A 24,598-nucleotide genomic window follows, 5' to 3' on the forward strand; every position below is an offset into this window, starting at 1 on the left:
GTCACGTCGCGACGCAGGGTGGGACCGGGTCGCACTCCGCGACCGCCCGCCGCCCCGCGGGGCGCCGCAGCACGAGGAGCACCATGTCCACCACTCCCACCCCATCGTCCGGTGCCGTCGCGGCACAGGGTCCCGGGCCCCGCCGCTCGAGCACCCGCGCGACGCACTACCTCTACCTGGCTGTCATCGTGGCGGTGCTGCTCGGCATCGCGACCGGCCTGCTGTTCCCCGGCTTCGCGACCGAGCTGAAGCCGCTCGGCGAGGGCTTCGTGAACCTCATCAAGATGATGATCCAGCCCATCATCTTCTGCACGATCGTGCTGGGCGTCGGCTCCGTGGCCAGTGCCGCGAAGGTCGGTCGTGTCGGTGGACTGGCGCTCGTCTACTTCCTCGTGATGTCGACGGTGGCCCTCAGCATCGGCATGGTGGTGGGCAACCTGCTCCACCCGGGCGACGGACTGCAGATCACCCAGGCCGCCGCGGCGACCGCGCAGGAGAAGGCGGCCGAGGGGCACGCCGACACCACCGCGTTCCTGCTCGGGATCATCCCGACCTCGCTGTTCAGCGCCTTCACGAGCGGCAGCGTGCTGCAGACCCTGTTCGTCGCCCTCCTCGTCGGGTTCGCCCTGCAGCGCATGGGCGCCGCCGGCGCACCGGTGCTCACGGTGGTCGGCCACCTGCAGCGGCTGGTCTTCCGCCTGCTCGCGATGGTGATGTGGGTGGCGCCCGTCGGGGCCTTCGGTGCGATGGCCGCCGTCACCGGCCAGGGCGGCGTCGACGCGCTGCGCAGCCTCGCCGTGCTGATGATCGGCTTCTACATCACCTGCGCGCTGTTCGTCTTCGTCGTGCTCGGCGTGGTGCTCAAGGCCGCCACCGGCATCAACATCTTCGCGCTGCTGCGCTACCTCGGCCGCGAGTTCCTGCTCATCCTCGCCACGTCGTCCTCGGAGTCGGCGCTGCCGCGGGTGATCGCCAAGCTCGAGCACGCCGGCGTCGAGCGGACGACGGTGGGCGTCGTCGTGCCGACGGGCTACTCGTTCAACCTCGACGGCACCGCGATCTACCTGACGATGGCGTCGATCTTCATCGCCGAGGCCGTCGGCGCACCGCTGTCGATCGGCGAGCAGGTCTCGCTGCTGCTCTTCATGATGATCGCCGCCAAGGGCGCCGCCGGCGTCACGGGCTCGGGCCTGGCCGTGCTGGCCGGCGGCCTGCAGTCGCACCGCCCCGAGCTCGTCGACGGTGTCGGCCTGATCATCGGCATCGACCGCTTCATGTCCGAGGCCCGCGCGCTGACGAACTTCGCCGGCAACGCGGTGGGCACCGTGCTCATCGGCCACTGGACCCACAGTCTCGACCGCGAGCGACTCGATCGTGTGCTGGCCGGCAAGGACCCCTTCGACGAGGCCACGATGGTCGACGACCACGATGAGCACGACGCTCCGGCGGCAGTGCCTGCGGTCGGTGAGGCGACCGGCGCCCGCTGAGTCGGCAGCGCCCGGGATGTGTGCGATGTCCGCCACATCCCGGGCGCGTGGGCGCGGAGCGCACGGCCGCCACGCCTTACGGTGGAACGCATGGTCGATGAGCTGGTCGGACGACGCGTGCGCGGCGTCCGGCGACCCCTCGACCACAGCGAGCCAGCAGAGCCGACCGGGCGACCGGGGCGGCGGGTGCGGTTCGCGCAGCGGGTGCGCCACGTCGTCCACCTGCTGTGGCGGCTGATTGTCACGACGGTGGCCTCGTGCCTGCGCTACCGGGTCACGGGTCTGGCGGCCGAGGGGGCGTTCTTCGCGGTGGTGTCGGTGCCGCCGCTCATCTTCGCCCTCGCCGGTGGGGTCGGCTACGTGACGCAGTACTTCACCGCCGCGCAGGTCGAGGAGGTGCGTCGGGCGATCATCGACCTCTTCGCCAGCTTCCTCACCGCCGACGCCGTCGACACCGTCATCGCCCCCACCGTGGACGACGTGCTGGCCGGTGGCCGCTTCGACGTGATCTCGCTGGGCTTCGTGCTGGCGCTGTGGTCGGGCTCGCGCGCGCTCAACGTCTTCGTCGACACCATCACGATCATGCACGGCCTCGGCGGGCACCGCGGGATCCTGCGCACCCGCGCCCTGTCGTTCGTGCTGTACATCCTCGCGGTCATCACCGGTGCGCTCACGCTGCCGCTGATGGTGGCGGGCCCGCGCCTGGTGCGCTCGTGGCTGCCCAACCGCGCCGAGTTCCTGATGGCCTTCTACTGGCCGCTCGTCGTGGCTCTGTGCGTGTGCTTCCTGGCCACGCTCTACCACGTGTCGGTGCCGGTGCGCACGCGCTGGCGCTTCAACCTGCCGGGCGCCACGTTCTCGCTCGTCACCTGGATCCTCGGCTCCTACCTGCTGCGCTGGGTGCTCACCGTCACCGCTCAGGACTCCCACTCGGTCTACGGCCCGCTGGCCGCGCCGATCGCGATCCTCGTGTGGCTCTACCTGCTCGCGCTGGCGGTGCTGATCGGAGCCGGCGTGAACGCCGCCTTCGACGAGGTGTTCCCGCAGGAGACCACCCAGCGGGCGCGGCGCGAGCTCATGGCACGCCTGCTCCGCCGTCCGGTGGGCGCGGGCCAGGAGCGCGTGGGCTAGATTCGCCGCCGTGCCCGAGGAGTCCGAGGACCTGCCGCGCAGCCCGTCGCTGGGCCAGGTCGAGCTGCCCGAGCGGCTGCGCTCGCCGTGGTGGCAGCTGACCCGCCGCATCCTGATGGCGTTGAGCATCATGATCGGCACGGTCATGCTGGTGTACTTCGACCGCGAGGGCTACCGCGACGCCGGCGATGCGACCCCGACCGATCCGTTCGGGTCGATCTCCTTGATCGACGCGATCTACTACACGACCGTCACGCTGAGCACGACCGGCTACGGCGACATCGCGCCGGTCAGCGACAACGCCCGCGTGATCAACGCGTTCGTCATCACGCCGGCACGCGTGGCGTTCCTGGTGCTGCTGATCGGCACCACCCTCGAGGTGCTCGCCCAGCGCGGCCGCGAGCTCATCCGGATCTCCCGTTGGAGGAAGCAGATGGACCACCACGTCGTGGTGATCGGATACGGCACCAAGGGTCGCAGCGCCGTCGAGACGCTCGTGGGCAACGGCCTCGACCGCGAGAAGTTCGTGGTGGTCGACCCCAGCCCGGTGGCGCTGGCCGACGCCCACGCCGACCAGCTGGCCGTCGTCACGGGCGATGCCACCCGTCGCGGGGTGCTGCAGCGCGCCAACGTGGCCGACGCCGACCAGGTCATCATCACCACGGGGCGCGACGACTCCAACGTGCTCGCCGCGCTCACGGTGCGCCAGCTCAACCCCGACGCGTGGATCGTCGCGGCGGTCAACGAGCAGGAGAACGCCCCGCTGATGCGTCAGTCCGGTGCCGACTCTGTCATCACCTCCTCCGACGCGGTCGGCCGACTGCTCGGACTCTCGACCCTGTCGCCGACCCTCGGCACCGTGATGGAGGACCTCCTCACCTACGGCGAGGGCCTCGAGGTGGCCGAGCGTGAGCTGCTTGTCAACGAGGTCGGTCGGCCGCCGCAGTCGCTGCCCGACCAGGTCATCGCCGTGGTGCGCGACGAGCGGGTCTACCGCTACTTCGACCCGGTCGTCACCCTGCTGGCGCGCGGTGACCGGCTGGTCGTCGTCCGAGCCTCGAAGGAGCTGCCGTGGGCGCCGCGGCCGGGGACGCACAACGAGGACTTCGCGGTCGACGAGGACTGACGGCCCGGGACTGTTCGGCGCCGATCGGGACCCGATGGTCCGACGGGACCAGCGCGGCGCCCGACGACCGGGCAGAAGTGCTGGGTGCGCCGAGGTCGACTCGCCTCGATCGGCGACAACGGGGGAGCGAGGGTGCAGGCTTCTCGCATGGGGATGGACTACGGGCCCTGGGTGCGCCACGACTGGTGCCCCCGCTGCGCCCGCCGGACGGAGCAGACCCGCTGGCACCTGGGCGGTGCGCCCGCCCAGGAGGCCGAACGGGTGAAGTGCAACGAGTGTGCCCAGGAGCACTACCGAGCCGGGTGAACCGCTGCCGGCCGTACCGGGTGGGGTGCGCGCGAGCGGGTACAACGGGGCCATGACCCCGACCCGAGGAGACGCATCATGACCCGCTCGCGCACCGCTCACGTCAAGGACGGCCTGCTCGACTTCGCCGACGACGTCCGCGAGGCCGTGGCGCCGCGCATCGAGTCGGCCGCTCACACCATCGCCGAGAAGGCGGGGCCCGCACTCGAGCACGGCCGCGAGACCGCCGTGGCCCGCGGCAGCCAGCTCGGCTCCGCGATCGCCGACAACGCCGGCCCCGCGCTCGAGCGTGGCCGCGCGAAGGCGGCCGCCCGCGGCTCGGTGCTGGGTGAGGCTCTCGCCGAGCGCATCCCGGACGACGTGGTCGACCGCCTCCCCGAGGCGCTCGCCCAGCGCCTGCCGAAGAAGAAGCGCCGCGGCCGCAAGGTCCTGCTGCTCGGCCTGGTGGCCGCTGCGGCAGGTGCCGTGGTCGTCGGCCTGCGCCGTCAGTCGGCGCCGGCGCCGTACCAGCAGTACACGGCCCCCGCGACCCCCGCGCCGAGCAACCGTGCGGCCGCCGATGCTCCGCAGGAGCCGACGGCCTGAGCCGCTGATGTCGAGGGCGCCCACCCTGGGACGGATTCGAACATATGTTCTAACCTGTCTCCATGGTGGGCGTTCGGCATGTCTGGGTGCGCCCGGCCTTCGTGCCGGTCGAGCTGCCCGGCCTGCTCATCGAGTGGCGCTGCGACGACGACGGCTGGCGCGGCCTGGTCAGCTACGCCGATCGCGACGGCCGCATCGTCACCGAGTGGCTCCCCGCTGGCAACCTGCGCCCGATCAAGTCCTCGCCCAACACGGGCTCGGCCTACGGGTGAGGGGCTCGTCCGGAGCACCATGGCGGGGACGTCGTCCCGTCGGTGTCGGTGCATCGCCCGTCGCGCGGAAGTTTTACCTTCTCGACGGTCAAGGATGCAGCGATTAGCCCTCGTCGCGTGACGACGACCACTAGCGTCGACAGCGGTTCCTAACCATCTCGGCCGACGCTCCCCACACGCGCCGGCCGACACCGCCCCGTCCCGCATCCTGCGGGACGGGGCGCTGTGCTTGCTGGGGGATTCCGGTCTGTTGGGGGATCGCTCCCGTGGGGCAGGGACCCGGCCGCGACAGATCGGCCGGTCTGGGGGACCGAGAGCAGGATCTCGGGATCCCTGCCGCGGACCGTTTCCGGCCCTCCGGCGCCGCCCGCCCGTGGCGACGCACCTCGCGCCCGTGTGGGGCCGGTTGCGAGGGGGAGGTCGGCCCCCGACGGCCGGGCGCCCGTGATCAGCCCGGTGCGAACGGGGGAGTCCGCTCGCGGAGGTTAGCGGTGTTGGTAAAGCATTGAAATTGAATGCTTGACGGCCGCCGTGTCGCGGAGGAGGCGGCCCCGCCCGATCCGATGGATGGGCGGGGCCGGAGGCCGGGGTGGGGCCCTGCCTCCGAGAAGCGGTGCGTCGTCTGCTCCCACGTCAGACGCCCCGCTGCCAGCCCTCTACCCGTGACAGTTGTCACCGAAACCGCGAGGCGAGAAATTCACGCATCACGGGTGCGGCGCCTCCGAGGCCACCCGGAACACCGGCCACCCGATCTCGGTGCGCCAGGCGGCGACGTCGTCGGTGTCACGCGGCCCCACCAGGTAGCGCTCGCGCACCGGCCCGGCCACAGTGAGGGCGTTGGCTACCACCCAGGCGCCGAGCTGGCCGTAGGTGACGTCGGCGTCGTCGTGGTCGCCGTGGTGCGTGGTGACGGCGAGCTCGACCGCGGGCAGGTGGACCGGGTGGACGCGGCCGCGCTGCGGTGGCGCGGCGGAGGGCCGGTAGAGCAGGAGGCGTCCGCGCCCGTGCTCGAAGAGGCTGTTGTCGTAGAGGCCGCCGGCCGGTCCGTGCTCGGCGCTCGGGCCGAGGACGGCGTCGAGCTCGGACATCGCGCCGGCGAACCAGGCGGCGACGTCGCCGGTGCTGACGTCGTCCGCGACGGCGGCGACCATCGTCTCCGGCTCGGCTCGCAGCTCGACGTGCAGCGGTGCTGGCTCCGGCGTCAGCAGGCGCCGCAGCGAGGTGACCGCGTGTCGGGTGCGGGCGAGCTCGGCCTCGAGGCGGGATAGGTGCGCGGCCACCAGCGCGGCTCGGGCATCGGGGTCGGAGGTTCCGAGGATGCGTCGGACGTCGGCGAGGGGCACGTCGAGCTCGCGCAGGCGGTGGATCACCTGGGCGACGGGGATCTGGTCGGCCGAGTAGTAGCGGTAGCCGCTGGAGGCGTCGACCAGTTCCGGCTCGAGGAGTCCTCCCTCGTGGTAGCGCCGCAGCGTGCGGATGCTGAGGTGCGTGAGGCGCGAGAACTCGCCGATCGCCAACATGGGTCCATGGTGGACTCTCCCCCCGGGGGAGACACCAGTCCTTGACCCTCGCGCGGCGCGAGTGCCCAGGCTGGAACACATGAACCTGGAACACACGAGCACCGACGCCAACGACCCGCACGACAACGACACGCGAGGCGAGGGCGACCTGCCCCCCGTCGTCCACGCCTTCCTGCAGGCGCATCGGGCGCACGACGCCGACACCGCCCTGCGGCTCCTGACGCCCGACGCCGTCATCTCGGATGTCGGTGAGGCGCACAGCGGCAAGGAGAGCCTGCGCCGATTCATCGCCACGGCGGGCACGGAGTTCGCCTTCACCACCGAGGTCACGGGGGTGCGTCGCGACGGTGGTGCCTGGGTCGTCGGTCACCACCTTGCGGGCGACTTCCCGGGCGGGACGGCGGACCTCGACTACCGCTTCCTGCTCGCCGCCGACCTCATCGCCCGTCTCGACATCGTCCTGGCCTCGTGAGCGGGCCAGGAGCGGGAGAGCTCGTGATCGACGGAGGGGCCGTTCCTTCGGCCTGACGACGAGAGGACGATCAACCGCCGATCAGCCCTGCTGGAAATTCAATGAGGCCCCTCCTCCGCGTCACCGCGGAGGAGGGGCCTCATGATCGGTGGGCGATACTGGGTTTGAACCAGTACGTTGGCGACCCGGCGTTACTGGGTCTGACCTGCAAGATACGTTCCTGACCTGCGCTTACGCAGAACAGTAACGTGGCATCCGCCGGAAGTCCACGGAATCAACTAGGCTGCGTTCTGTCCACGTTGAATCCACGAGAGGCGCCGCGCGATGGCACGACCAGCCAAGGGCCGACCCAAGACCGGGACCGTCGAGAAGCTGCCGTCCGGGCGCTACCGAGTGCGGTTCACGGGACCGGACGGCCAGCGCCACAAGGGCCCCTGGTTGTTCGACGACAAGAAGGCCGCCGGAAGGTATCTCCTCGAGGAGATGCAGCGCATCGAGGCCGACCCGATGGGGTGGGTGCCGCCTCGGCAGCAGATGGCGAAGCAGAAGGCCGCCGACGTCACATTCGGCCCCTACTCCGATGCCTGGCTCGCTGGCCGGAAGGTCAAGGGACGCCCGCTCGCCGTCCGCACCCGAGACCACTACCGGGCGTTGCTCGACGACCACATCCTGCCGACATTCGCGGATATGCCGCTGACCTCCATCACGCCCGAGCAAGTCGACCACTGGTACGAGCTGTGCGCGGTCGGGCGCCCCACGACGCAGGCACACGCCTACTCGCTCCTGCGGACGATCCTCGGCACCGCCGTCGATCGCGGCCTGATCAAGACCGCCAACCCTGCCAAGGTGCGCGGAGGTGGCTCGACGACCCGCGCGAAGAAGGTCAAGCCTGCCAGCCTCGACGAGCTGACGACGATCGCCGAGAACATGCCCGAGCGGCACCGCCTGATGGTGCTGCTGGCCGCATGGTGCGCTCTGCGGTTCGGCGAGCTGGCCGAGCTTCGACGCAAGGACGTGGACTCCAAGAACGGCGTGCTCCATGTCCGGCGCGGCGTCGTCCGATCCTCGGAAGGCGTCGTCACCAAGGCGCCCAAGAGCGACGCAGGTATCCGTGACGTGGCGATCCCGCCTCACCTTCTGCCGCTCGTGCGAGCTCACCTGTTGGAGCACACCGCACCGGGCAGGGATGGGCTGTTGTTCGCCACTGCGAGCGGCGAGCACCTGGCGCCCTCGACGTTCTATGGACGTGCTGCCGTGCTGGCGAAGGACGGCACCGTGAAGCGTGCGGGATGGGGCTGGTACGCCGCACGGCAGGCCGCTGGGCGCGATGATCTGCGCTTCCACGACCTTCGGCACACCGGCGCCGTGCTCGCCGCTCAGACGGGCGCGACGCTCGCCGAGCTCATGGGACGACTCGGGCACTCGACCCCTGCCGCCGCATTGCGTTACCAGCACGCCGCTGCCGAGCGCGATCAGGAGATTGCCCGCAGGCTGTCCGAGATGGCCGGGGGTTCACTGTGAACGACGTCCCTGACTGGCTGATCGCCGTGCCTACTTTCGACGCGCAGCGCGATTGGCTACCGATCGTGTGTCGTGGTTCTCGTGCCATTCCCCACAAGATCACCCTTATCGGCGCCTACTTCGATTCGGGCAATGGAGTGGGCCGCTTTGCCTGGGCGTGGTGTGGCATGCCAGATGACCCCGGACCCCGTGGGGGAAGGTCGCACATCGTTGCTACTGCTCAGAATGTTCGGCCCGTTGTTTCTGCCGAGGGGCGTGCGGTCGGATCGGTGAATGAAGGTCCCGGCTCAATCGAGACCAGTTGCCCAAGTTGCAACCTCACCCATCGCGTCCGTCGAAGGGATTGGAACGCCTATCTAGAGGGCGCTCGGAATGAAGGGCTTCCCTTCGTGGATGTCTCGCCATTGCCGTGAATTCGTGACGACCGCTACCCGCCTAGTGGTTCATGTACGATAGTTCCTGTCCCTACCGGATTCCCGTGCTCAAAGGTGCGGTCACTATGTGACCCCTTGGAGCACACATGGCCCAACGCGCCATCGCCCGCCGCTGGCTCGACCAGCAGGCAGCCGCCGAGTATCTCGGCGTCACCGATCGGACCATCCGCAACTACATCGCGCGCGGCGTACTCCCTGCGCGGAGGATCAGCGGATCACGGCTGATCCGCATCGCAGCTGACGACCTCGACAATCTGCTGCGCCCCGTTCCCTCGGCCACGAGCGGGGAATCGTGAATACCTCAGCGGGCTCGACGCCTGCGCCGAACGGGATCACCGGCACCCGCACCAAGGCCGAGACCAAGCGCCAGATGGCAGCACGGATCATCACCGTCGCCAAGGCTGCCGGGATCAACCCGAGCGGTGCCGACGTTCGCCACGCCCTCGACGCGCTCGCCGCGAAGGACCGGGTGAGCGACCTCGACGTGCTCGACCGCCTCATGCGGCGTGCGCCCGGTGCTCGCAAGCCTCGCCCGGTCAAGCGTCACGAATGGCCGGTGTCGTCGTGAAGGCCGACGACTCGCGTGCTGTCGCGCCTGCGTTCGTGGTGCTCACCCTCGACGACGACGGGGCGACCGCACGCCGTCGTGTGTTTTTGTCGCTGCACAACGCCGTGAAGGCCGCTGAGCGTGCCCAGAAGGCCGGTAGGCGCTTCGACATCGTCCTGTGCCAGCTCGTGCCCGTTCCTGGCTCTGCGGCGCTCGTGGTGGGCGGTGAGGACGAGTGAGCGGGCGCATCACGATCACGTCGGTGAACCCGTCGCTGAGCACGGTGAGCGGGTGGGGTGCACGCGACCTCATCACGGATCTGCGGAATGGCAGGCCGCCGCTGTGGAACCGGAACCCGCGCGGGTGGGTGATCGGCCCGTGGCGCACGTCGGACCTGATCGCGTTCGCCGAGTCTCGTGGCTTCCTCGTGGTGCTCGACGAGTGGGCGGAGGTGCGCTGATGGACGATGACTTCGACGCCCTCGACGAGTACGCCGCGCACTTCGCTGCGCGGGTGCTGGCCGATGCCATCGCCGCTGTGAATGCCCGTCAGCTTCGCGAGCGTGCGGATCGTTTCGAGTGGGCCAAGCCGAGGGCCGGCGACTTCACCGGGCAGGCGAGCGAGGAGCAGTTGCGTGCCCGCTGGCAGTCCCTCGACGACCGGGCGCGTGCGTTCCGCATGGCTGCCGAGGTGGGTCGGTTCGGGGGTGCCGCATGAGTCGGACTGATCCGAAGATCGACTTCGGCTACGACGACGGGGGCGTGCGCGAGTTCTCTGCCCACCGCAACGGCGGGTGGCTGGAGAAGGCGATCAACCCTCAGCACCCGCTACCGCTGCGCGTCTACTTCGCTGCGCTGGGTCGTCGTCGTGTCGGTGGTCATGCGCCGTTCGATCCGGGCGAGCTGGCCGAGGTGCTGGTGTCGACGGCTGGTGTCGTGCCTGATCGGCGTCGCGTGTCCGAGGCGATCAAGCGGTGCGTTCACTGGGGCTACCTGATGCCCGGTTCCGACGCTCTGTGTCTCGTCGTGCCGACTGACGACGTGCAGGGTGGCAAGGGTGCCGAGTACCGGTGCCGCAAGGCCCATCGGGTCCGGTCGGCGCAGGCACACCGCGACGGCTGCGAGTGCGCCCGCTGCTCCCAAGTGTCCGTGCTGGAGCGGACACCTGACCCTCAAGTGTCCGTGTCAGACGTGGACACTTCACCCCCAAGTGTCCGTGCTGATGCGGACACCCTGAGCGGTGGCCCTCTCTTCTATCTATCCACCGGTACCGACGACAACGCCGGACCCGACGAGGGGACCGCAGCATGACGCGGCCATGCGACTGCGTCACTCGCGAGGCGATCGCCCTCGCTCGACTACGCGCACAACACCAACGGTTCGTCCGCGAAACCAAGCACCTGTTGACCCTGCAAGCCGCCGAGATTCGCGACCTGCGCGAGCAACTCGACAAGGGCACTCGCTGAATGAGTACCCCACATCTTTCTGGGGTGCTCGTGGCGACTCCTGGCATCGCCACCGCACATCCACGCCCCCGATCCCTCCAACTCCAATCCCAAGAAAGGGCGACCGATGCCCGACCGTGACTCGACCTCGACCCTCAGCGCCGCTGTTCCCCTCGCTGCTGCTGAGCGGTTCCGCGCAATCGCAGCAGAGAAGGGCTCGACTCCCTCCACGTTGCTGCGCTCGCTTGTGCTCGACTACCTCGACGCCGGACGCGACGACGTCGGTCCTGTTGAGGCCGCTGTGGTCGACGTGCTCGACGGGCGCGAGCTGCTGCCGCCCGATCGGGTGCGAGCTGCTGCCGCCCGATCGCTCGCGCGACGTCTCGACCAGGGCGCGGCGTCGGCTGCTCAGACTGCCGCCGAGCTGGCGCGGCTGATGGACGCAATCTCGATCAGCTCGCCCGACGACTTCGACCCGATCGCCCGCGCCCTCGCCACTCCTGACGAGCCATTCGACCCGTCCCGGATCTAGGGGGCAGGGCCTCGCCAACAACCCATTAATTCAGGTGGCGCAGGCCACGTAACTCCTGCCCGAACTTTCTCTCTCTCTTGAAAAAGGAACCCGCAACCATGACGAACACCGACCACGACGGCGCATTACACGCGCTCGACACGACGTATCTCATCGACGCTCTCGCCGACTTCGGCAAGGGCCGGCGCAACCTCGGAATTGCTCTCACGAGGTCGCGCGACGCATTGGCGACCGAGGGTGATCACAAGCTCGCCGCCGTCTACAACGCTCTGGCTTGCCTGACGTTCGACGTGGATAAGCACGAGCGCGATCTGATCGCCCGTCTCGCTGATCCCGAAGCGACGGGCGGGCTGATCCTCGACGACGAACCGGACGCCGATCAGGACAGCGACCAGGGCGACGACGGCGCATGAATTACGACGCCGTCCGCGATATACTGAGGTGTCGACGGAAAGTGTCGCGATTGGTACGGATGAATGTGCCTCGCTGACGGCGGACGCCCTGAGTTGACGCGGAACGGCATGGATTTGCCGGCCCCATCCTCTGAACCCTGCGCGGTATCTGAATCCCGCGCGTTCATTCTCGCGTCCACCAAGGAGACGTATTCCCATGAGTATCGACATGATCAATAAGCTCAAGGAGCGCCGTCGTGCGCTCGTTGCTGACGCCGACCAGATCGTGAGCACGGCTGAGAAGTTCGGTCGCGACCTGTCCGGCGGCGAGAAGCGCCGCTTCGACGACACCAAGGCCCAGATCGACGAGGTCGACCAGCGCATCGCCGAGCTTCAGGACCTGGAGGACCGCAACGCCGCCGCTGAGCCTGCCCGCCGCCTCTTCGCCCGCCTGAGCGCCAACGTCTCGTTGAACGCCGAGAACGCCGACATCGCCAACGAGCTGCGTCGTCGTATCTCCGAGAACGACCCCCGTCCGCTCGAGCTGAACCTGCGCGACCTGCCCAACGGGCGCGAGGCGCGCGACCTGACCACGACCAGCGGCCACGGGCTGCCGACCACCTACTCCAACGAGCTGGTGCGCTCGCTGGTGGCGTCCTCAGCGGTGCTCGCTGCTGGTGCGCGTCTGGTGACCACCGAGACCGGTGAGGACTACAAGGTGCCCCGCTCGCTCTCGGGCGGCACGGCGGCGATCGTGGCCGAGGGTGCCGCCATCCCCGAGAACGACCCCAGCCTCGACGCGATCACCCTGCGCGCGTTCAAGTACGGCGTCCTGATCGACGTCACCTACGAGATGCTCAGCGACACGTCGTTCGACGTGCCCAGCTTCCTGGCCGCGCAGGCTGGCGAGGCGATCGGTACGGCGTTCGGTGCCCACCTGCTCACCGGCAACAACACCGGCCAGCCGCAGGGCATCGTGAGCGTCGCGACCACGGGTGTCACGGGCGGAACGGGTGTCACGGGTGGTTTCACCGCTGACAACCTGATCGACCTTCAGCACTCGCTCGCCTCGCCGTATCAGCGCAACGCCGCGTGGATCATGCGTTCGGTCACCCTGGGCGCTGTTCGCAAGCTCAAGGCGTCCGGTACCGGCGACTACCTGTTCCAGGCTGACGCGCTGCCTGACGACCCGCAGGCTGTGGGCTCCCTGCTCGGTCGCCCGGTGTACCTCGACGAGGCCGCCCCGGCGATCGGGCTCGGTGCCAAGTCGGTGCTCTACGGCGACTTCTCGCGCGTGTGGGTGCGTCAGACCAAGAGCCTGCGGTTCGAGCGTTCGGACCAGTTCCGTTTCGGCAACGACATGTCGTCGTTCCGTGCGCTGCACCGCCTCGACGGGAAGCTCACCGACCCCAGCGCCGTGAAGGCGTTCGTGGGCGGCGCTTCCTGACCCCCTGACGCCGCACCCGCTCCCGGCCTACTCAACCGGTGAGCGCAAGGGACGATCGCCCCGTTTTGGTTTGTGGGCGGAGCGATCGGCCTCAGGTGCGGAAGTGGCCCCGGCCCGCTAGTTGCGGGCGAGTCGGGGCCGCGCACGTCTCCACCGAACCGGCCCTCAGCGGAGACAACAACGGCGGGCACCCTCTCTCGGGGTTGCCCGCCGTTGGCGATATCAAGCACTATCGTGGACTGGGATCTAGGAATCCCGGCTGATTTGGGCCATTTCGCGCGAGATAGCTGAGCGCCTCGCCAAGACGAGCCCGCCCCGGTCCGCTTGGATCCAATTCGATTTGCCGCAGAATCGACTCTAGCGCCAAAAGCGTGGGGTAGAGACTGTGATTGCCCCATCGGGGATGATGGCGCTTGTCTGAGTTCTTGATGACGAGCGGACTCACTGAGGTGTTATGCCGATGCCACAGTTGAGCGTGGTGGGCGCAACTGTTTCGCAGATATGCGAAGGATGCGACGATGCTTGGGAATTGGTTTCGCTTGAATCCAAATGTTTCCGCAGTCTGGTTGATCGGATCTCGGTTCGCGGCATGTGTTACCAGTTTCGCAACGTTCCCGTATGTCAGTTCTTGGACCGCCACCCAAATCGGTACGGAGGTGCAATCCTGGCCCTGCATATAGCGACGTACGCCCCGATGCTTGGATCGGCGCAGGCGAGACTCGATAGCGTCACAGATATCGTCGCCCTGCTTAGTGGCTGCCGAATAGAAGGTCGGCTGTAGGTAAAAGGCCGCGTCGCCATGAGCCATGGCGAGATGATGAGCAACGCTATGTCGAATGGCCCGCTCGGCTATAAGCAGGCCCGGGAGAATCCAGGACTTGAGCCGATCGTCCTCTCGCATTGCGGCAACGATGTCAGCGAAGGTGCAGCCCGACTCAAAGGCGTTGTCGCCATTTCTGGGATCACGCTGAAACTGTCGAGCGTAGCCAGAGAAGTGGTAGTAGTTCTCTACGCGCAAGTACTCTGCTGCGCGGTCCGGCAGGCCGACCGCCAAGCCACGTGACTGCAATAGTGAAACTTGGTCCGAGTAGGAGAGCGCGCGCTTGCCGTGTTGCCCAGGCTCGATCGCACCCGAAAAAGTCATTGGCCCCACCGATTTCAGGAAGTTCCGTCCAGTGTCCGGGACTCTAGCCTTGGTGGGGCGCTGATGCGTAGAAACGTATCACAGTGTGCCAACACGTACCACCAAGTGCCACCAAGTGCCACCAAGTGCCAGTGCGCGCCATGACGTCCCGTGACATGGCGCGATGTTGCAGCGCGCGCGCCCTAAGGGGCCCAACTCGGAGCCTGTGGGCAGGCGGGCGCGGGGCACGCGCAACGCGGCCCCGCGCAATGCGCTCGCGTCGGGCCCCTCGGGCTCAGCTCTGCTCAGGCCTGCCGAGCCTCCAACCAGTCCGCCGCGTCCATCACGGCAGCAGCGAACTTCCGCAGCGCTTCGGGGTTGTAGGGCAGGTCGCTCTCTGCGCTGTCCACGTCGCTGATACCGACCATCGTCGACATGATCCTGTCGTCGTCGCGCACGTCGACTCGCATGCTGGCCCAGACGTGGGGTCCGAAGTCGATCGAGTGGTCGACGAGCACGCGACCCTCGCCGTCAATGTCCACGTCGTGCCGGTGGGGCTCGTCGACGAACAGGCAGAGGGGCGGGCAGTTGAGCGCGGTGGTGTTGCTGTTGGTGTCCATTGGTTCGGCCTCTCGGATTGAGAGTCAGGACCGTTGCGCCTCGGTCCCGTTTGTCCACATTGGACCCACGGGGGAGTAAAGCAAACGGCCCCGGACTCTGCGTTTCCGCAGGTCAGGGGCCATTTCTGTGCTGGTGGGCGATACTGGGTTTGAACCAGTGACCTCTTCCGTGTCAAGGAAGCGCGCTACCGCTGCGCCAATCGCCCGTGTGGAGTTGTGATGTGGAGGTGGGTACGGGATTTGAACCCGTGTACACGGATTTGCAGTCCGTTGCCTCGCCTCTCGGCCAACCCACCGCGAAGGCCCGACCTACTGACCTGGTCAGCCAGTGGGTCTGACCTCTCCGAGCGGACGACGAGGCTCGAACTCGCGACCTCAACCTTGGCAAGGTTGCGCTCTACCAACTGAGCTACGTCCGCATCACACCGCTTTCCTGGCCCTTTCGGACCGCTCTGCGGCGCGGTTGAGAACATTAGCCGATCCCCTGGGGCGTGCCAAAACCGGGGGTCGGTCAGCGCGTCGGCGGGCCTCTCGCGGCGTCCTCAGGGGCCGGGGTGGGCGTCGTCTACGACGTGCAGGGTGACGCCGTCGGCGAGGCGATAGGGGGCGGTGGCGAGCAGGGCGCCGAGGAGACGGCGCAGCCGGGAGACCTCCGCGCGGATACTCACCGCATGGTCGGGGTCGCCGTAGATCGCGCGGCTGAGGTCCGCCACGGAGGCACCTGTCGGCCCGGCCGCCGCGATGAGGCGCACGAGGCTGGCGTGGCGCGGGGAGAGGGTCGTGCGCCAGCCGGCGTCGTCGTCCACGACCTCGAGGGTCGCCGGCCGGGTGGTGAGGTCGAGCACGGCGCTCAGCGCGGGCCGACCCGACACCGAGGACGACGGGCGGATCAGCCACCCGCCGCGCAACCGCTCGGGCCGACACAGGCCGAGGCCCGGCACCGCGAGGGGGCGGTCGGCCCGCGGCGCCTCGACCCGCTCGGTGGCCACGATGCCGCGCGTCGCGGCGACCCAGCCGTGGTCGTCGACGACGAGCAGAGGGCCACCGCCACCGGTCAGGAGCGGCCCGGCGGAGACGCGGAGGCGCTCCAGCCCGACATCGTGGTGGTGGCGCAGCCGGGCTTCGGCCAGGCGCACCGAGGCGGTGACGAGGGCCTGGATGGCCGGGTGGAGCGTGAGTGCCGGTCCGCTCACGTCGACGACGCCGAGCAGGGCGCCGTCCACGGGGTCGTGGATGGGGGAGGCCGTGCAGTACCAGGGGAGCTGGGCGTACTCGTAGTGCTCGGCGGCGAACAGCTGCACCGGCGCGCCCTCGGTGAGCGCGGTGCCGATCGCATTGGTGCCGACCGCCTCCTCGGTCCAGAGCGCGCCGTCGGCGAATCCGAGCCCGTCAGCCTGGCGGCGCACCCGCGGCGAACCGCTGCGCCACAGCACGACGCCGTCGGCGTCGGCGACCACGACGAGGTAGTTGGAGGCGTCGGCGGCGCTGAGGAGCAGCTCGCGGATCTCGTCGATCACGAGCGCCAGGCGCGACTCGCGGCGCCGGCGCTCGAGCTCCACCGGGGGGAGCGGATCGCTCAACGCCCGGGCCTGCGGGTCGAGACCGAGGTCGAGCATCCGCGTCCACGATCGGGCCACCACCGGGCGCACCTGGGCCGGGGACGCCGACCCCGACAGCACGGCGTCATGCAGGCGGGCGAGATCGCGGGCACGCGAGGCGAGGTCGGTCGAGGCCATGCTCCACGGTACGCAGGCGGATGTGACCGGGGCCACATGCAACGCGCTGCAACGCTTCCGCCCGATGCGTCGTCGGGGCTGTGCTGGGCGCATGACCCAGCTCGACGAGCGGCCCGTGGCCGCCACCGATCCCGCCACCGATCCCACGTCCGATCCCGCCCAGACGTGGCTCGACTCCCTGCAGGCCGCCTTCGCCGCCCGGGACGTGGGGGCCGCCACCGCCCACTTCGCCACCACCTGCTTCTGGCGCGACCTCGTGGCCTTCTCGTGGAACATCACCACCGTCGAGGACCGCCCCGGCGTCGTGGAGCTGCTGAGCGCGACCCTCGACCGCGTCGATCCCACCGACCTACGCCTCAGCGAGCCCTCGTCGTCCGAGGACGGCGTGCGCACGGCGTGGTTCGAGTTCGCCACCGCCGTCGGGCGCGGGCGTGGGCTCGTGCGCCTCGTCGTCGACGACGCCACCGGGCGCGAGGTGGCCTGGACCTTCCTCACCACCCTCTTCGAGCTGAGCGGGCGCGAGGAGCCACGCGGCACCCGTCGTCCGATGGGGGCCGAGCACGGGGCGAACCGTGAGCGCGTGACCTGGGCCGAGCGACGCGCCGCGGAGGAGGCCGCACTCGGCACGGAGACCCAGCCCTACGTGCTCGTGATCGGCGGGGGGCAGGGCGGCATCGCGCTCGGGGCGAGGCTGCGCCAGCTCGGCGTCCCGTCGCTGGTGATCGACAAGCACGCGCGGCCCGGTGACCAGTGGCGCAACCGCTACAAGTCGCTGTGCCTGCACGACCCGGTCTGGTACGACCACCTGCCCTACCTGAAGTTCCCCGACAACTGGCCGGTGTTCGCGCCGAAGGACAAGGTCGGTGACTGGCTGGAGTTCTACACGCGCGTGATGGAGGTGCCGTACTGGTCGAGCACGGTCGCCACGTCGGCGAGCTTCGACGAGGCCGCCGGCGAGTGGCGCGTCGAGATCGAGCGCGAGGGCCGACCGCTGGTGCTGCGCCCCACGCACCTGGTGCTCGCCACCGGGATGTCGGGCAAGCCCAACGTGCCGGTGATCCCCGGTCAGGACGTCTTCGCGGGGGAGCAGCACCACTCCTCGCAGCACCCCGGGCCCGACGCCTACGCCGGCAAGCGGGTGGTGGTGATCGGCAGCAACAACTCCGCCTTCGACATCTGCGGAGCCCTGTGGGAGACCGGTGCCGACGTGACGATGGTGCAGCGCTCCTCGACCCACATCGTCAAGAGCGACTCGCTCATGGAGATCGGCCTCGGCGACCTGTACTCCGAGCGCGCTCTCGCGGCCGGCATGAGCACCGAGAAGGCCGACCTGGTGTTCGCCTCCCTGCCGTACCGGATCATGCACGAGTTCCAGATCCCGCTCTACGAGCGCATGCGCGAGCGCGACGCCGACTTCTACGCCCGTCTCGAGGCGGCCGGATTCGACCTCGACTGGGGCGACGACGGGTCGGGCCTGTTCATGAAGTACCTGCGCCGCGGATCCGGCTACTACATCGACGTCGGTGCCGCCGAGCTCGTGGCCGACGGCGAGGTGAAGCTCGCTCGCGGGCAGGTCGACCACCTCACCGAGGACGCCGTCGTGCTCGCCGACGGCACGACGCTGCCCGCCGACCTCGTCGTCTATGCCACGGGCTACGGATCGATGAACGGGTGGGCCGCCGACCTGATCAGCCAGGAGGTCGCCGACCGCGTCGGCAAGGTGTGGGGGCTCGGCTCCGACACGACGAAGGATCCCGGCCCCTGGGAGGGCGAGCAGCGCAACATGTGGAAGCCCACCCAGCAGCCGAACCTGTGGTTCCACGGCGGCAACCTGCACCAGTCGCGCCACTACTCGCTCTACCTCGCGCTGCAGCTCACTGCGCGCCACGCAGGCATGGCGACGCCGGTGTTCGGCCTGCAGGAGGTGCACCACCTGCGCTGAGGCAGGGGCGTGCGGCCCCGATGTGAACGGTGGGCGACGATGCGTTAGAGTCTCCGACCGCGGTGCTTCACGGCCCGCACGCGGGCGATTGGCGCAGTGGTAGCGCGCTTCGTTCACACCGAAGAGGTCACTGGTTCGAACCCAGTATCGCCCACCGCGAGCACAGCCCCCGGCGGCCACCAGGCTGGCGGGGGCTGTTCGCTTCTCCCGGGCGGCACGATGGAGCGTGTGGACCCCGCGCACCGCCGCCTCGTCGCCGTCGAGGGCGCGAGCGACCGGATCGCCGTCCACACGCTGGCGCGGCGGCTCGGCCGCGACCTGGCGGCCGAGGGCGTCGAGGTCGTCGAGCTGGGTGGCGCGGCGACGATCGGTCGCTTCCTGCGCGCCGCGCTCGCGGGACGGCGCGGGCTGGGCGTGTGCGGGCTCTACGACGAGGCCGAGGAGCACTTCTTCGCCCGCGCGATCGAGCAGGCGGGGTTGGGCGCCGTGCACGACCGGGGGCGGCTGGAGCAGCTCGGGTTCTTCGCCTGCGAGCCCGACCTCGAGGCCGAGCTGATCGCGGCGGTGGGGGAGCGCGGCGTCCTGGAGGTGCTGGAGGAGCAGCGGGCGTCGGCCTCCTTCCGACGGCTCCAGGCACAGCCGGCACTGAGCCGCCTGCCGCAGGCCGAGCAGATGCGCCGGTTCATCGCCGGGCGCTCGGGCCACAAGGCGCGCTACGCGGCGCTGCTGAGCGAGGCCGTGCCGCTCGACCGGCTGCCGCGCCCGCTGGAGCTGCTGCTCCAGCGGATGTGACCGCCTTCGCGCACCGGTCCGAGCGCACGAAAGGCTCCCCGCCAGTGGCGGGGAGCCTCTCGTGACCGATCAGATGATCGGGTCGCCGTCGATCAGCTGGCGGCCTTGGCCGCCTCCTGCTCGCTGGAGGCCTCGGCGGTGGCGAGATTGCCGCCCTTGTCCTCGAGGTGGGCGCGCACGAACCAGTGGAACAGCTCGAGCTGCTCGGTCTGCGCGATGAACATGTCCTGGGTGACCAGGTCGAGCTCGTCGAGCTCCTTGATGCCCTCGCGGTAGGAGGTGATCACGCCCTGGTAGACGACGTCGAGCGCACCGAGGTGCTCCTGGGTGCCGGCGCGGCCGATCGAGTAGTCGTCCCAGCTGCGGTTCTCGACGAGCGAGCCCGGGGTGCCCTGCGGCGAGCCGCCCAGGGTGGCGATGCGCTCGGCGAGGTCGTCGGCGAAGCCGCGCACGGTCTCGACCTGCGGGTCGATCATCTCGTGGACGGCGATGAAGTGGGGGCCGACGACGTTCCAGTGCACGTGCTTGAGCGTCAGGTGCAGGTCGTTGGCGGCGAAGAGGCGGTCCTGCAGCAGCTGGACGACGCGCTGGGCGTCGGCAGGCTCGAGACCGGGAGTCGTGTAGTGGAGGGTCGGGTTCTTGGCCATGCAGAGGCGGTAACCACTTCGGCGCGGTTCACCGCATCCCTTCGAGTTTCGGGTCGCGGCCTCGGTACGATCGCCGCGGCGACCGGCCGGTCGTCGTCCACGTCGTACGCCGCTGTGCCGAGGGAGCATCCCGTGTCCGAGATCAAGGTCGTCGTCACCTCCGCCGAGGCGCGTCAGGAGACGACGGTCACCACCGGGACCAAGGCCTGGGAGCTGTTCCGCGACGACGCCGACGTCGTGGCCGCCCGCGTCGGCGGCGCGCTGAAGGACCTCTCCTACGAGCTCGCCGACGGCGACGACGTCGAGGCCGTGGCGATCGACAGCCCCGACGGTCTCGACATCCTGCGCCACTCGACCGCGCACGTGCTCGCCCAGGCCGTGCAGCAGCTCTTCCCCGAGGCCAAGCTCGGCATCGGGCCCCCGATCACCGACGGCTTCTACTACGACTTCGACGTGCCCACGCCGTTCGTGCCCGAGGATCTCGTCAAGCTCGAGACGGCGATGCGCAAGATCATCAAGGAGAACCAGCGCTTCGAGCGCCGCGTCACCACCGACGCCGACGCGCTCGTCGAGCTCGCCGAGGAGCCCTACAAGGTCGAGCTGATCGGCCTCAAGGGCTCGGCGGCCGACGCCGCTGAGGGTGCATCGGCCGAGGTCGGTGCCGGCGAGCTGACGATCTACGACAACGTCAACCGCAAGGGCGAGGTGGCCTGGAAGGACCTCTGCCGCGGCCCGCACCTGCCGACCACCAAGCGCATCCCGGCCTTCAAACTGATGCGCTCGGCGGCCGCCTACTGGCGCGGTGACGAGAAGAACAAGCAGCTGCAGCGCGTCTACGGCACCGCCTGGCCCACCAAGGAGGCCCTCGACGAGCACCTCCACCGCATCGAGGAGGCCGAGCGCCGCGACCACCGCAAGCTGGGGCGCGAGCTCGACCTGTTCAGCTTCCCCGACGAGATCGGCTCCGGCCTGCCGGTCTTCCACCCGAAGGGCGGTGTGATCAAGCGGGAGATGGAGGACTACGTCCGCCGCCGCCACATCGAGGAGGGCTTCTCCTACGTCGGCACCCCGCACATCACCAAGGACGGCCTGTTCCACACGTCCGGCCACCTGCCCTACTACGCCGACACCATGTTCCCGCCGATGGAGTTCGAGGGCGCGAACTACCAGCTGAAGGCGATGAACTGCCCAATGCACAACCTCATCTTCAGCAGCCGCGGGCGCTCCTACCGCGAGCTGCCGCTGCGGCTGTTCGAGTTCGGCAGCGTCTACCGTTACGAGAAGTCCGGCGTCATCCACGGCCTGACCCGCGTGCGCGGCTTCGCGCAGGACGACTCGCACTCCTACTGCACCCCCGAGCAGGCGCCGGCCGAGGTCAAGCACCTGCTGAACTTCATGCTTAGCGTCCTGCGCGACTTCGGGCTCGACGACTTCTACCTCGAGCTCTCCACCCGCGACGACGCCAAGAAGGACAAGTTCGTCGGCTCCGACGACGACTGGGCCGTGGCCACCAAGGTCCTCGAGGACGTCGCCGCCGACACCGGGCTCGAGCTCGTGCCCGACCCGGGCGGTGCCGCCTTCTACGGGCCGAAGATCTCGGTGCAGGCCAAGGACGCCATCGGTCGCACCTGGCAGATGGGCACGGTGCAGTACGACTTCAACCAGCCCGCCCGCTTCGGGCTGGAGTACACCTCCTCCGACGGCACCAAGCAGCAGCCGGTGATGATCCACTCGGCCAAGTTCGGCTCCATCGAGCGCTTCCTCGGCGTGCTCGTCGAGCACTACGCGGGCGCCTTCCCTCCGTGGCTGGCCCCCGTGCAGGTGCAGGCGATCCCGGTGGCCGACGCCTTCAGCGACTACCTCCACGACGTCGCCCGCCAGCTGCGCACGCGGGGCATCCGCATCGAGGTCGACGACTCCGACGACCGCATGCAGAAGAAGATCCGCAACGCGCAGTTGCAGAAGGTCCCGTTCATGCTGATCGCCGGCGGTGAGGACGTCGAGGCGGGCGCCGTCAGCTTCCGCTACCGCGACGGCCGCCAGGACAACGGCGTCCCGATCGCCGAGGCGATCGAGCGCGTCGTGGCCGCCGTCGAGGCGCGCGAGCAGGTCTGAGTCGTGGGTGCGGTGCGACGGGGTCCGGGGCGAACGCGGCCGCGCCGCGTCGTCCTGGCGAGCCTCGCCCTGCTCACCGTCGCGGGCGGGCTGGCCGGCTGCTCCGCGAGCGACGACGACGGCGGGTCGGCGCAGCCGCCCGCGCGGCCGCCGTCCTCGGGTGCGGCGAGCAGCGCGCCCACCAGCGCCGGTGCCCGACCGGGTGGCGACGCCGGCGACCCCGGCGCCGGAGCCAGCGACCTGGCGAAGGCCGCCGAGGACCTCGCCCGCGCGAGCGGCGGGCCGACCTCCGACATCGCACCCCGCGACGGCGAGGTGCTCGGGGGCGACATGAGCTGGCCGCAGTGCCCCGTCGGCACCGGCATCCCGCAGAAGCAGGGCAAGGGTCTGCCCTACCCGCTGCCCGACGCCGAGTACGTCGTCCTCGGACTCACCAACGGCCCCGGCTTCACCCCCAACCCGTGCCTGGCCGACCAGGTGCAGTGGGCGAAGACCAACCAGGTGCTGGTGGCCGCCTACTCGGTGTCGAGCTTCCCGAGTGCCGCGCAGCTGGAGGAGTTCGGCGGCGACGGTCCCTACGACGCCACCGATCGCCTCGACCGGCTGCGCAACGTGGGCTACCAGCAGGCCCGCTTCAACATCGCGACCATGGGCCGGGTGGGCCTGGTGAGCCCCATCGTTTGGATCGACATCGAGCCGGTGCCGCTGTTCGAGTGGTCGAGCGACCTGCGGGCCAACGCCGCCGTGATCGAGGGCGTCGCCCGCGGCTACGTGGACGCCGGCTTCGACATCGGCGTCTACTCGACGCCCGCGCTCTACCGGCGGGTCGTCGGGGGCCTGCGACTCGGCGGGGTGCCGGAGTGGCGCGCGGCCGGGCAGACCTCCCGCGAGGAGGCGCGCCGCCGCTGCGGCGACGACTGGTCGATCCAGGGCGGGCGGGCCGTCATGGGGCAGTGGGTCGAGCAGCAGCGCGACCGCAACCTCACCTGCCCGGGCATCGCGGCCGACCTGGGTCGCTACTTCCACCGCTTCAAGTGAGCCCCGGCGATGAGCCCGCGAGGGATGAGAGGGTGGACGCCATGACCCCCGCCGCTCCCCCTGCAGCCTCCGCCGGCGCGGTCGCCGACGGCCGTCGCGTGCGCTGGCGCGCGCACAACCAGGGGCGACGCCTCGCGATCGTGATGGCTGCGGTCGACGTCATCGAGCGCCAGGCCCCGGGCGAGGAGCTGCAGCTGCAGGCGGTCGCCGAGGCCGCCGGCGTCAGCCGCACCGTGATCTACCGGCACTTCGGCGACCGGGCGGATCTCGACCGCGCCGTGCAGCAGCACATCTGCGAGGAGATCGCGACCCGCCTCGTGCCGGGTCTGGCACCCGACGGCACGCCCGAGGAGATCATCCACCGCCTCATCGACGCCTTCGTCACCTGGGCCGTCGAGCACCCCACGCTCTACCGCTTCGTCGACCGCGACCCTGCGGGGTGGGGGGCCAGCCCTCTCGGCGAGGCCATCGCCCAACTGGCGGCGAGCATCGAGTCGCTCATGACCGGCGTGCTGCGGGCGATCGGCGTCCAGCTCGAGGACGACGACCGCGCCGTGATGGACCCCTGGATCTTCGGCCTGCTCGGCGCGGTGTTCGCCGCCGTGCGCCGCTGGCTCGAGCGCGAGGTGCGCGAGCCCTCCGCCCAGGTGCTGGCGAGCGTGCTGGCAGCGTCGACGTGGAGCCAGGTCGACGGCATGGCGCGCCGGCGCGGGCTCGACCTGCCCCGCCTGCCCCTCACCGAGGTGCTCGTCGCCCTGGGCACGCCCGCCCCCGAGGCACTCGACCTGGAGGAGACCGCGTGAGCACCCCCCGTCGTCCGGACGCGCTCGAGCGGTTGTGGACGCCGCACCGGATGTCGTACGTCACCGGCGGTGAGGCCGCCCCCGAGCGCGACCCCGACCTGCCGGAGTGCCCGTTCTGCCGGATCACCGCCGACCCGGCGACGTCCGCCGACGACGCCCTGGTCGTGCGGCGGGGGAGTGCCGCCTACGCGGTGCTCAACCTCTACCCCTACAACTCCGGGCACCTCATGGTGCTGCCGTACCGCCACGTCGCCGACCTGGACGCGCTGACGCCCGAGGAGAGCGCCGAGCTGATGAGCCTCACCCAGGAGGCGCTGCGCGCCCTGCGGGCGATCTCGCAGCCGCACGCCTTCAACGTGGGCCTCAACCTGGGTGGGCCGGCCGGCGGATCGCTCTCGGGGCACCTGCACCAGCACGTGGTGCCGCGCTGGTCGGGCGATGCGAACTTCATGACCGTGGTGGCGGGCACCAAGACGCTGCCCCAGCTGCTGGAGGACACCCGCGACCTGCTCGTCGAGGCGTGGGACGAGGCGCAGCGGGCCGCCGTCCCCGGGGTGGGATAGGTT

At 69.8% G+C, this 24,598-nt stretch carries 28 protein-coding genes and 4 tRNA genes; 24 read left to right on the plus strand and 8 right to left on the minus strand.

Annotation, left to right across the window (positions count from 1 at the left end; genetic code table 11):
• The first annotated feature begins 83 nt into the window (after positions 1-83).
• The 6 genes from ACERUN_RS01780 (at position 84) to ACERUN_RS01805 (ending at position 4,907) form a co-directional block, all read left to right on the plus strand.
• Positions 84-1,487, plus strand: a complete 1,404-nt coding sequence (locus ACERUN_RS01780; RefSeq protein ID WP_370287875.1) for a cation:dicarboxylate symporter family transporter — start codon at positions 84-86, stop codon at positions 1,485-1,487.
• A 90-nt stretch (positions 1,488-1,577) separates the two neighbouring features.
• Positions 1,578-2,618, plus strand: a complete 1,041-nt coding sequence (locus ACERUN_RS01785; protein ID WP_370287877.1) for a YihY/virulence factor BrkB family protein — start codon at positions 1,578-1,580, stop codon at positions 2,616-2,618.
• 115 nt (positions 2,619-2,733) lie between these two features.
• Positions 2,734-3,744 (plus strand): TrkA family potassium uptake protein, encoded by a 1,011-nt coding sequence (locus ACERUN_RS01790; protein ID WP_370288044.1) that lies wholly within the window; start codon positions 2,734-2,736, stop codon positions 3,742-3,744.
• A gap of 147 nt (positions 3,745-3,891) precedes the next feature.
• Positions 3,892-4,050 carry a hypothetical protein gene (locus ACERUN_RS01795; RefSeq protein ID WP_370287878.1) on the plus strand — a complete coding sequence of 53 codons (159 nt, stop codon included), beginning with the start codon at positions 3,892-3,894 and terminating at the stop codon, positions 4,048-4,050.
• A 78-nt stretch (positions 4,051-4,128) separates the two neighbouring features.
• Positions 4,129-4,635: a hypothetical protein gene (locus ACERUN_RS01800; protein WP_370287880.1), complete on the plus strand. Its 507-nt coding sequence runs from the start codon at positions 4,129-4,131 to the stop codon at positions 4,633-4,635.
• A gap of 62 nt (positions 4,636-4,697) precedes the next feature.
• A complete protein-coding gene (locus ACERUN_RS01805; RefSeq protein ID WP_370287881.1) occupies positions 4,698-4,907 on the plus strand; it encodes a hypothetical protein in 210 nt (69 codons plus the stop codon).
• A gap of 704 nt (positions 4,908-5,611) precedes the next feature.
• On the opposite strand, the gene ACERUN_RS01810 is transcribed toward ACERUN_RS01805, so the two are convergent.
• A complete protein-coding gene (locus tag ACERUN_RS01810) occupies positions 5,612-6,427 on the minus strand; it encodes a MerR family transcriptional regulator (RefSeq protein WP_370287883.1) in 816 nt (271 codons plus the stop codon).
• A gap of 79 nt (positions 6,428-6,506) precedes the next feature.
• Here ACERUN_RS01810 and ACERUN_RS01815 point away from each other — a divergent pair, with 79 nt between their 5' ends.
• The 11 genes from ACERUN_RS01815 (at position 6,507) to ACERUN_RS01865 (ending at position 13,216) form a co-directional block, all read left to right on the plus strand.
• The gene (locus tag ACERUN_RS01815) at positions 6,507-6,899 is read left to right on the plus strand and encodes a nuclear transport factor 2 family protein (protein WP_370287885.1); all 393 of its coding nucleotides are present in this window, start codon (positions 6,507-6,509) and stop codon (positions 6,897-6,899) included.
• Positions 6,900-7,223: 324 nt separating this feature from the next.
• Positions 7,224-8,420, plus strand: coding sequence for a tyrosine-type recombinase/integrase (locus ACERUN_RS01820; RefSeq protein ID WP_370287888.1), 1,197 nt, complete (start codon positions 7,224-7,226; stop codon positions 8,418-8,420).
• Between the two features lie 520 nt (positions 8,421-8,940).
• Positions 8,941-9,150, plus strand: coding sequence for a helix-turn-helix domain-containing protein (locus tag ACERUN_RS01825; RefSeq protein WP_370287890.1), 210 nt, complete (start codon positions 8,941-8,943; stop codon positions 9,148-9,150).
• Positions 9,147-9,422 carry a hypothetical protein gene (locus ACERUN_RS01830; protein ID WP_370287892.1) on the plus strand — a complete coding sequence of 92 codons (276 nt, stop codon included), beginning with the start codon at positions 9,147-9,149 and terminating at the stop codon, positions 9,420-9,422. Before ACERUN_RS01825 ends, ACERUN_RS01830 begins: the two co-directional genes overlap by 4 nt.
• Positions 9,404-9,640: a hypothetical protein gene (locus tag ACERUN_RS01835; RefSeq protein WP_370287894.1), complete on the plus strand. Its 237-nt coding sequence runs from the start codon at positions 9,404-9,406 to the stop codon at positions 9,638-9,640. Before ACERUN_RS01830 ends, ACERUN_RS01835 begins: the two co-directional genes overlap by 19 nt.
• Positions 9,641-9,663: 23 nt before the next feature.
• Positions 9,664-9,861 (plus strand): hypothetical protein, encoded by a 198-nt coding sequence (locus ACERUN_RS01840; RefSeq protein ID WP_370287896.1) that lies wholly within the window; start codon positions 9,664-9,666, stop codon positions 9,859-9,861.
• Complete coding sequence (locus ACERUN_RS01845; RefSeq protein WP_370287899.1) at positions 9,861-10,118, plus strand: hypothetical protein; 258 nt, start codon at positions 9,861-9,863, stop codon at positions 10,116-10,118. Before ACERUN_RS01840 ends, ACERUN_RS01845 begins: the two co-directional genes overlap by 1 nt.
• On the plus strand, positions 10,115-10,711 hold the full coding sequence (locus ACERUN_RS01850; protein WP_370287902.1) for a hypothetical protein: 597 nt from the start codon (positions 10,115-10,117) through the stop codon (positions 10,709-10,711). The genes ACERUN_RS01845 and ACERUN_RS01850 overlap by 4 nt, the downstream gene beginning before the upstream one ends.
• A 261-nt stretch (positions 10,712-10,972) precedes the next feature.
• Positions 10,973-11,377: a hypothetical protein gene (locus ACERUN_RS01855; protein WP_370287904.1), complete on the plus strand. Its 405-nt coding sequence runs from the start codon at positions 10,973-10,975 to the stop codon at positions 11,375-11,377.
• Between the two features lie 98 nt (positions 11,378-11,475).
• On the plus strand, positions 11,476-11,790 hold the full coding sequence (locus ACERUN_RS01860) for a hypothetical protein (protein ID WP_370287908.1): 315 nt from the start codon (positions 11,476-11,478) through the stop codon (positions 11,788-11,790).
• A gap of 196 nt (positions 11,791-11,986) precedes the next feature.
• On the plus strand, positions 11,987-13,216 hold the full coding sequence (locus ACERUN_RS01865) for a phage major capsid protein (RefSeq protein WP_370287911.1): 1,230 nt from the start codon (positions 11,987-11,989) through the stop codon (positions 13,214-13,216).
• A 229-nt stretch (positions 13,217-13,445) separates the two neighbouring features.
• On the opposite strand, the gene ACERUN_RS01870 is transcribed toward ACERUN_RS01865, so the two are convergent.
• The 6 genes from ACERUN_RS01870 to ACERUN_RS01895 all read right to left on the minus strand — a co-directional run bounded on the left by ACERUN_RS01870 (position 13,446) and on the right by ACERUN_RS01895 (position 16,695).
• Positions 13,446-14,360 (minus strand): Abi family protein, encoded by a 915-nt coding sequence (locus ACERUN_RS01870; RefSeq protein WP_370287913.1) that lies wholly within the window; start codon positions 14,358-14,360, stop codon positions 13,446-13,448.
• Between the two features lie 284 nt (positions 14,361-14,644).
• On the minus strand, positions 14,645-14,959 hold the full coding sequence (locus ACERUN_RS01875) for a hypothetical protein (RefSeq protein WP_370287918.1): 315 nt from the start codon (positions 14,957-14,959) through the stop codon (positions 14,645-14,647).
• 131 nt (positions 14,960-15,090) lie between these two features.
• Positions 15,091-15,165: transfer RNA gene (locus tag ACERUN_RS01880), tRNA-Val, on the minus strand.
• A 16-nt stretch (positions 15,166-15,181) separates the two neighbouring features.
• A tRNA-Cys gene (locus tag ACERUN_RS01885) sits at positions 15,182-15,255 on the minus strand.
• A 50-nt stretch (positions 15,256-15,305) separates the two neighbouring features.
• Positions 15,306-15,378: transfer RNA gene (locus ACERUN_RS01890), tRNA-Gly, on the minus strand.
• A 123-nt stretch (positions 15,379-15,501) separates the two neighbouring features.
• Positions 15,502-16,695, minus strand: coding sequence for a GAF domain-containing protein (locus ACERUN_RS01895; RefSeq protein ID WP_370287921.1), 1,194 nt, complete (start codon positions 16,693-16,695; stop codon positions 15,502-15,504).
• Between the two features lie 91 nt (positions 16,696-16,786).
• On the opposite strand from ACERUN_RS01895, the gene ACERUN_RS01900 reads away from it, so the two are divergent.
• The 3 genes from ACERUN_RS01900 to ACERUN_RS01910 all read left to right on the plus strand — a co-directional run bounded on the left by ACERUN_RS01900 (position 16,787) and on the right by ACERUN_RS01910 (position 19,429).
• Positions 16,787-18,637, plus strand: coding sequence for a flavin-containing monooxygenase (locus ACERUN_RS01900; RefSeq protein ID WP_370287923.1), 1,851 nt, complete (start codon positions 16,787-16,789; stop codon positions 18,635-18,637).
• Positions 18,638-18,719: 82 nt separating this feature from the next.
• A tRNA-Val gene (locus ACERUN_RS01905) sits at positions 18,720-18,791 on the plus strand.
• A gap of 74 nt (positions 18,792-18,865) precedes the next feature.
• Positions 18,866-19,429: a TOPRIM nucleotidyl transferase/hydrolase domain-containing protein gene (locus tag ACERUN_RS01910; protein WP_370287925.1), complete on the plus strand. Its 564-nt coding sequence runs from the start codon at positions 18,866-18,868 to the stop codon at positions 19,427-19,429.
• Between the two features lie 92 nt (positions 19,430-19,521).
• Here ACERUN_RS01910 and ACERUN_RS01915 read toward each other — a convergent pair whose 3' ends face one another.
• Positions 19,522-20,076, minus strand: a complete 555-nt coding sequence (locus ACERUN_RS01915; RefSeq protein WP_370287929.1) for a Dps family protein — start codon at positions 20,074-20,076, stop codon at positions 19,522-19,524.
• A 132-nt stretch (positions 20,077-20,208) separates the two neighbouring features.
• On the opposite strand from ACERUN_RS01915, the gene thrS reads away from it, so the two are divergent.
• The 4 genes from thrS to ACERUN_RS01935 are packed head-to-tail and all read left to right on the plus strand — an operon-like array spanning position 20,209 to position 24,595.
• Positions 20,209-22,191 (plus strand): threonine--tRNA ligase, encoded by a 1,983-nt coding sequence (thrS, locus tag ACERUN_RS01920; protein WP_370287933.1) that lies wholly within the window; start codon positions 20,209-20,211, stop codon positions 22,189-22,191.
• 3 nt (positions 22,192-22,194) lie between these two features.
• Positions 22,195-23,229: a hypothetical protein gene (locus ACERUN_RS01925; RefSeq protein WP_370287938.1), complete on the plus strand. Its 1,035-nt coding sequence runs from the start codon at positions 22,195-22,197 to the stop codon at positions 23,227-23,229.
• A gap of 41 nt (positions 23,230-23,270) precedes the next feature.
• Positions 23,271-24,032 (plus strand): TetR/AcrR family transcriptional regulator, encoded by a 762-nt coding sequence (locus ACERUN_RS01930; protein ID WP_370287941.1) that lies wholly within the window; start codon positions 23,271-23,273, stop codon positions 24,030-24,032.
• A complete protein-coding gene (locus tag ACERUN_RS01935) occupies positions 24,029-24,595 on the plus strand; it encodes an HIT domain-containing protein (RefSeq protein ID WP_370287943.1) in 567 nt (188 codons plus the stop codon). Before ACERUN_RS01930 ends, ACERUN_RS01935 begins: the two co-directional genes overlap by 4 nt.
• Positions 24,596-24,598 lie beyond the last annotated feature (3 nt).

The sequence above is a fragment of the Nocardioides sp. genome (assembly GCF_964229035.1).
Classification (GTDB): Bacteria; Actinomycetota; Actinomycetes; order Propionibacteriales; family Nocardioidaceae; genus Nocardioides.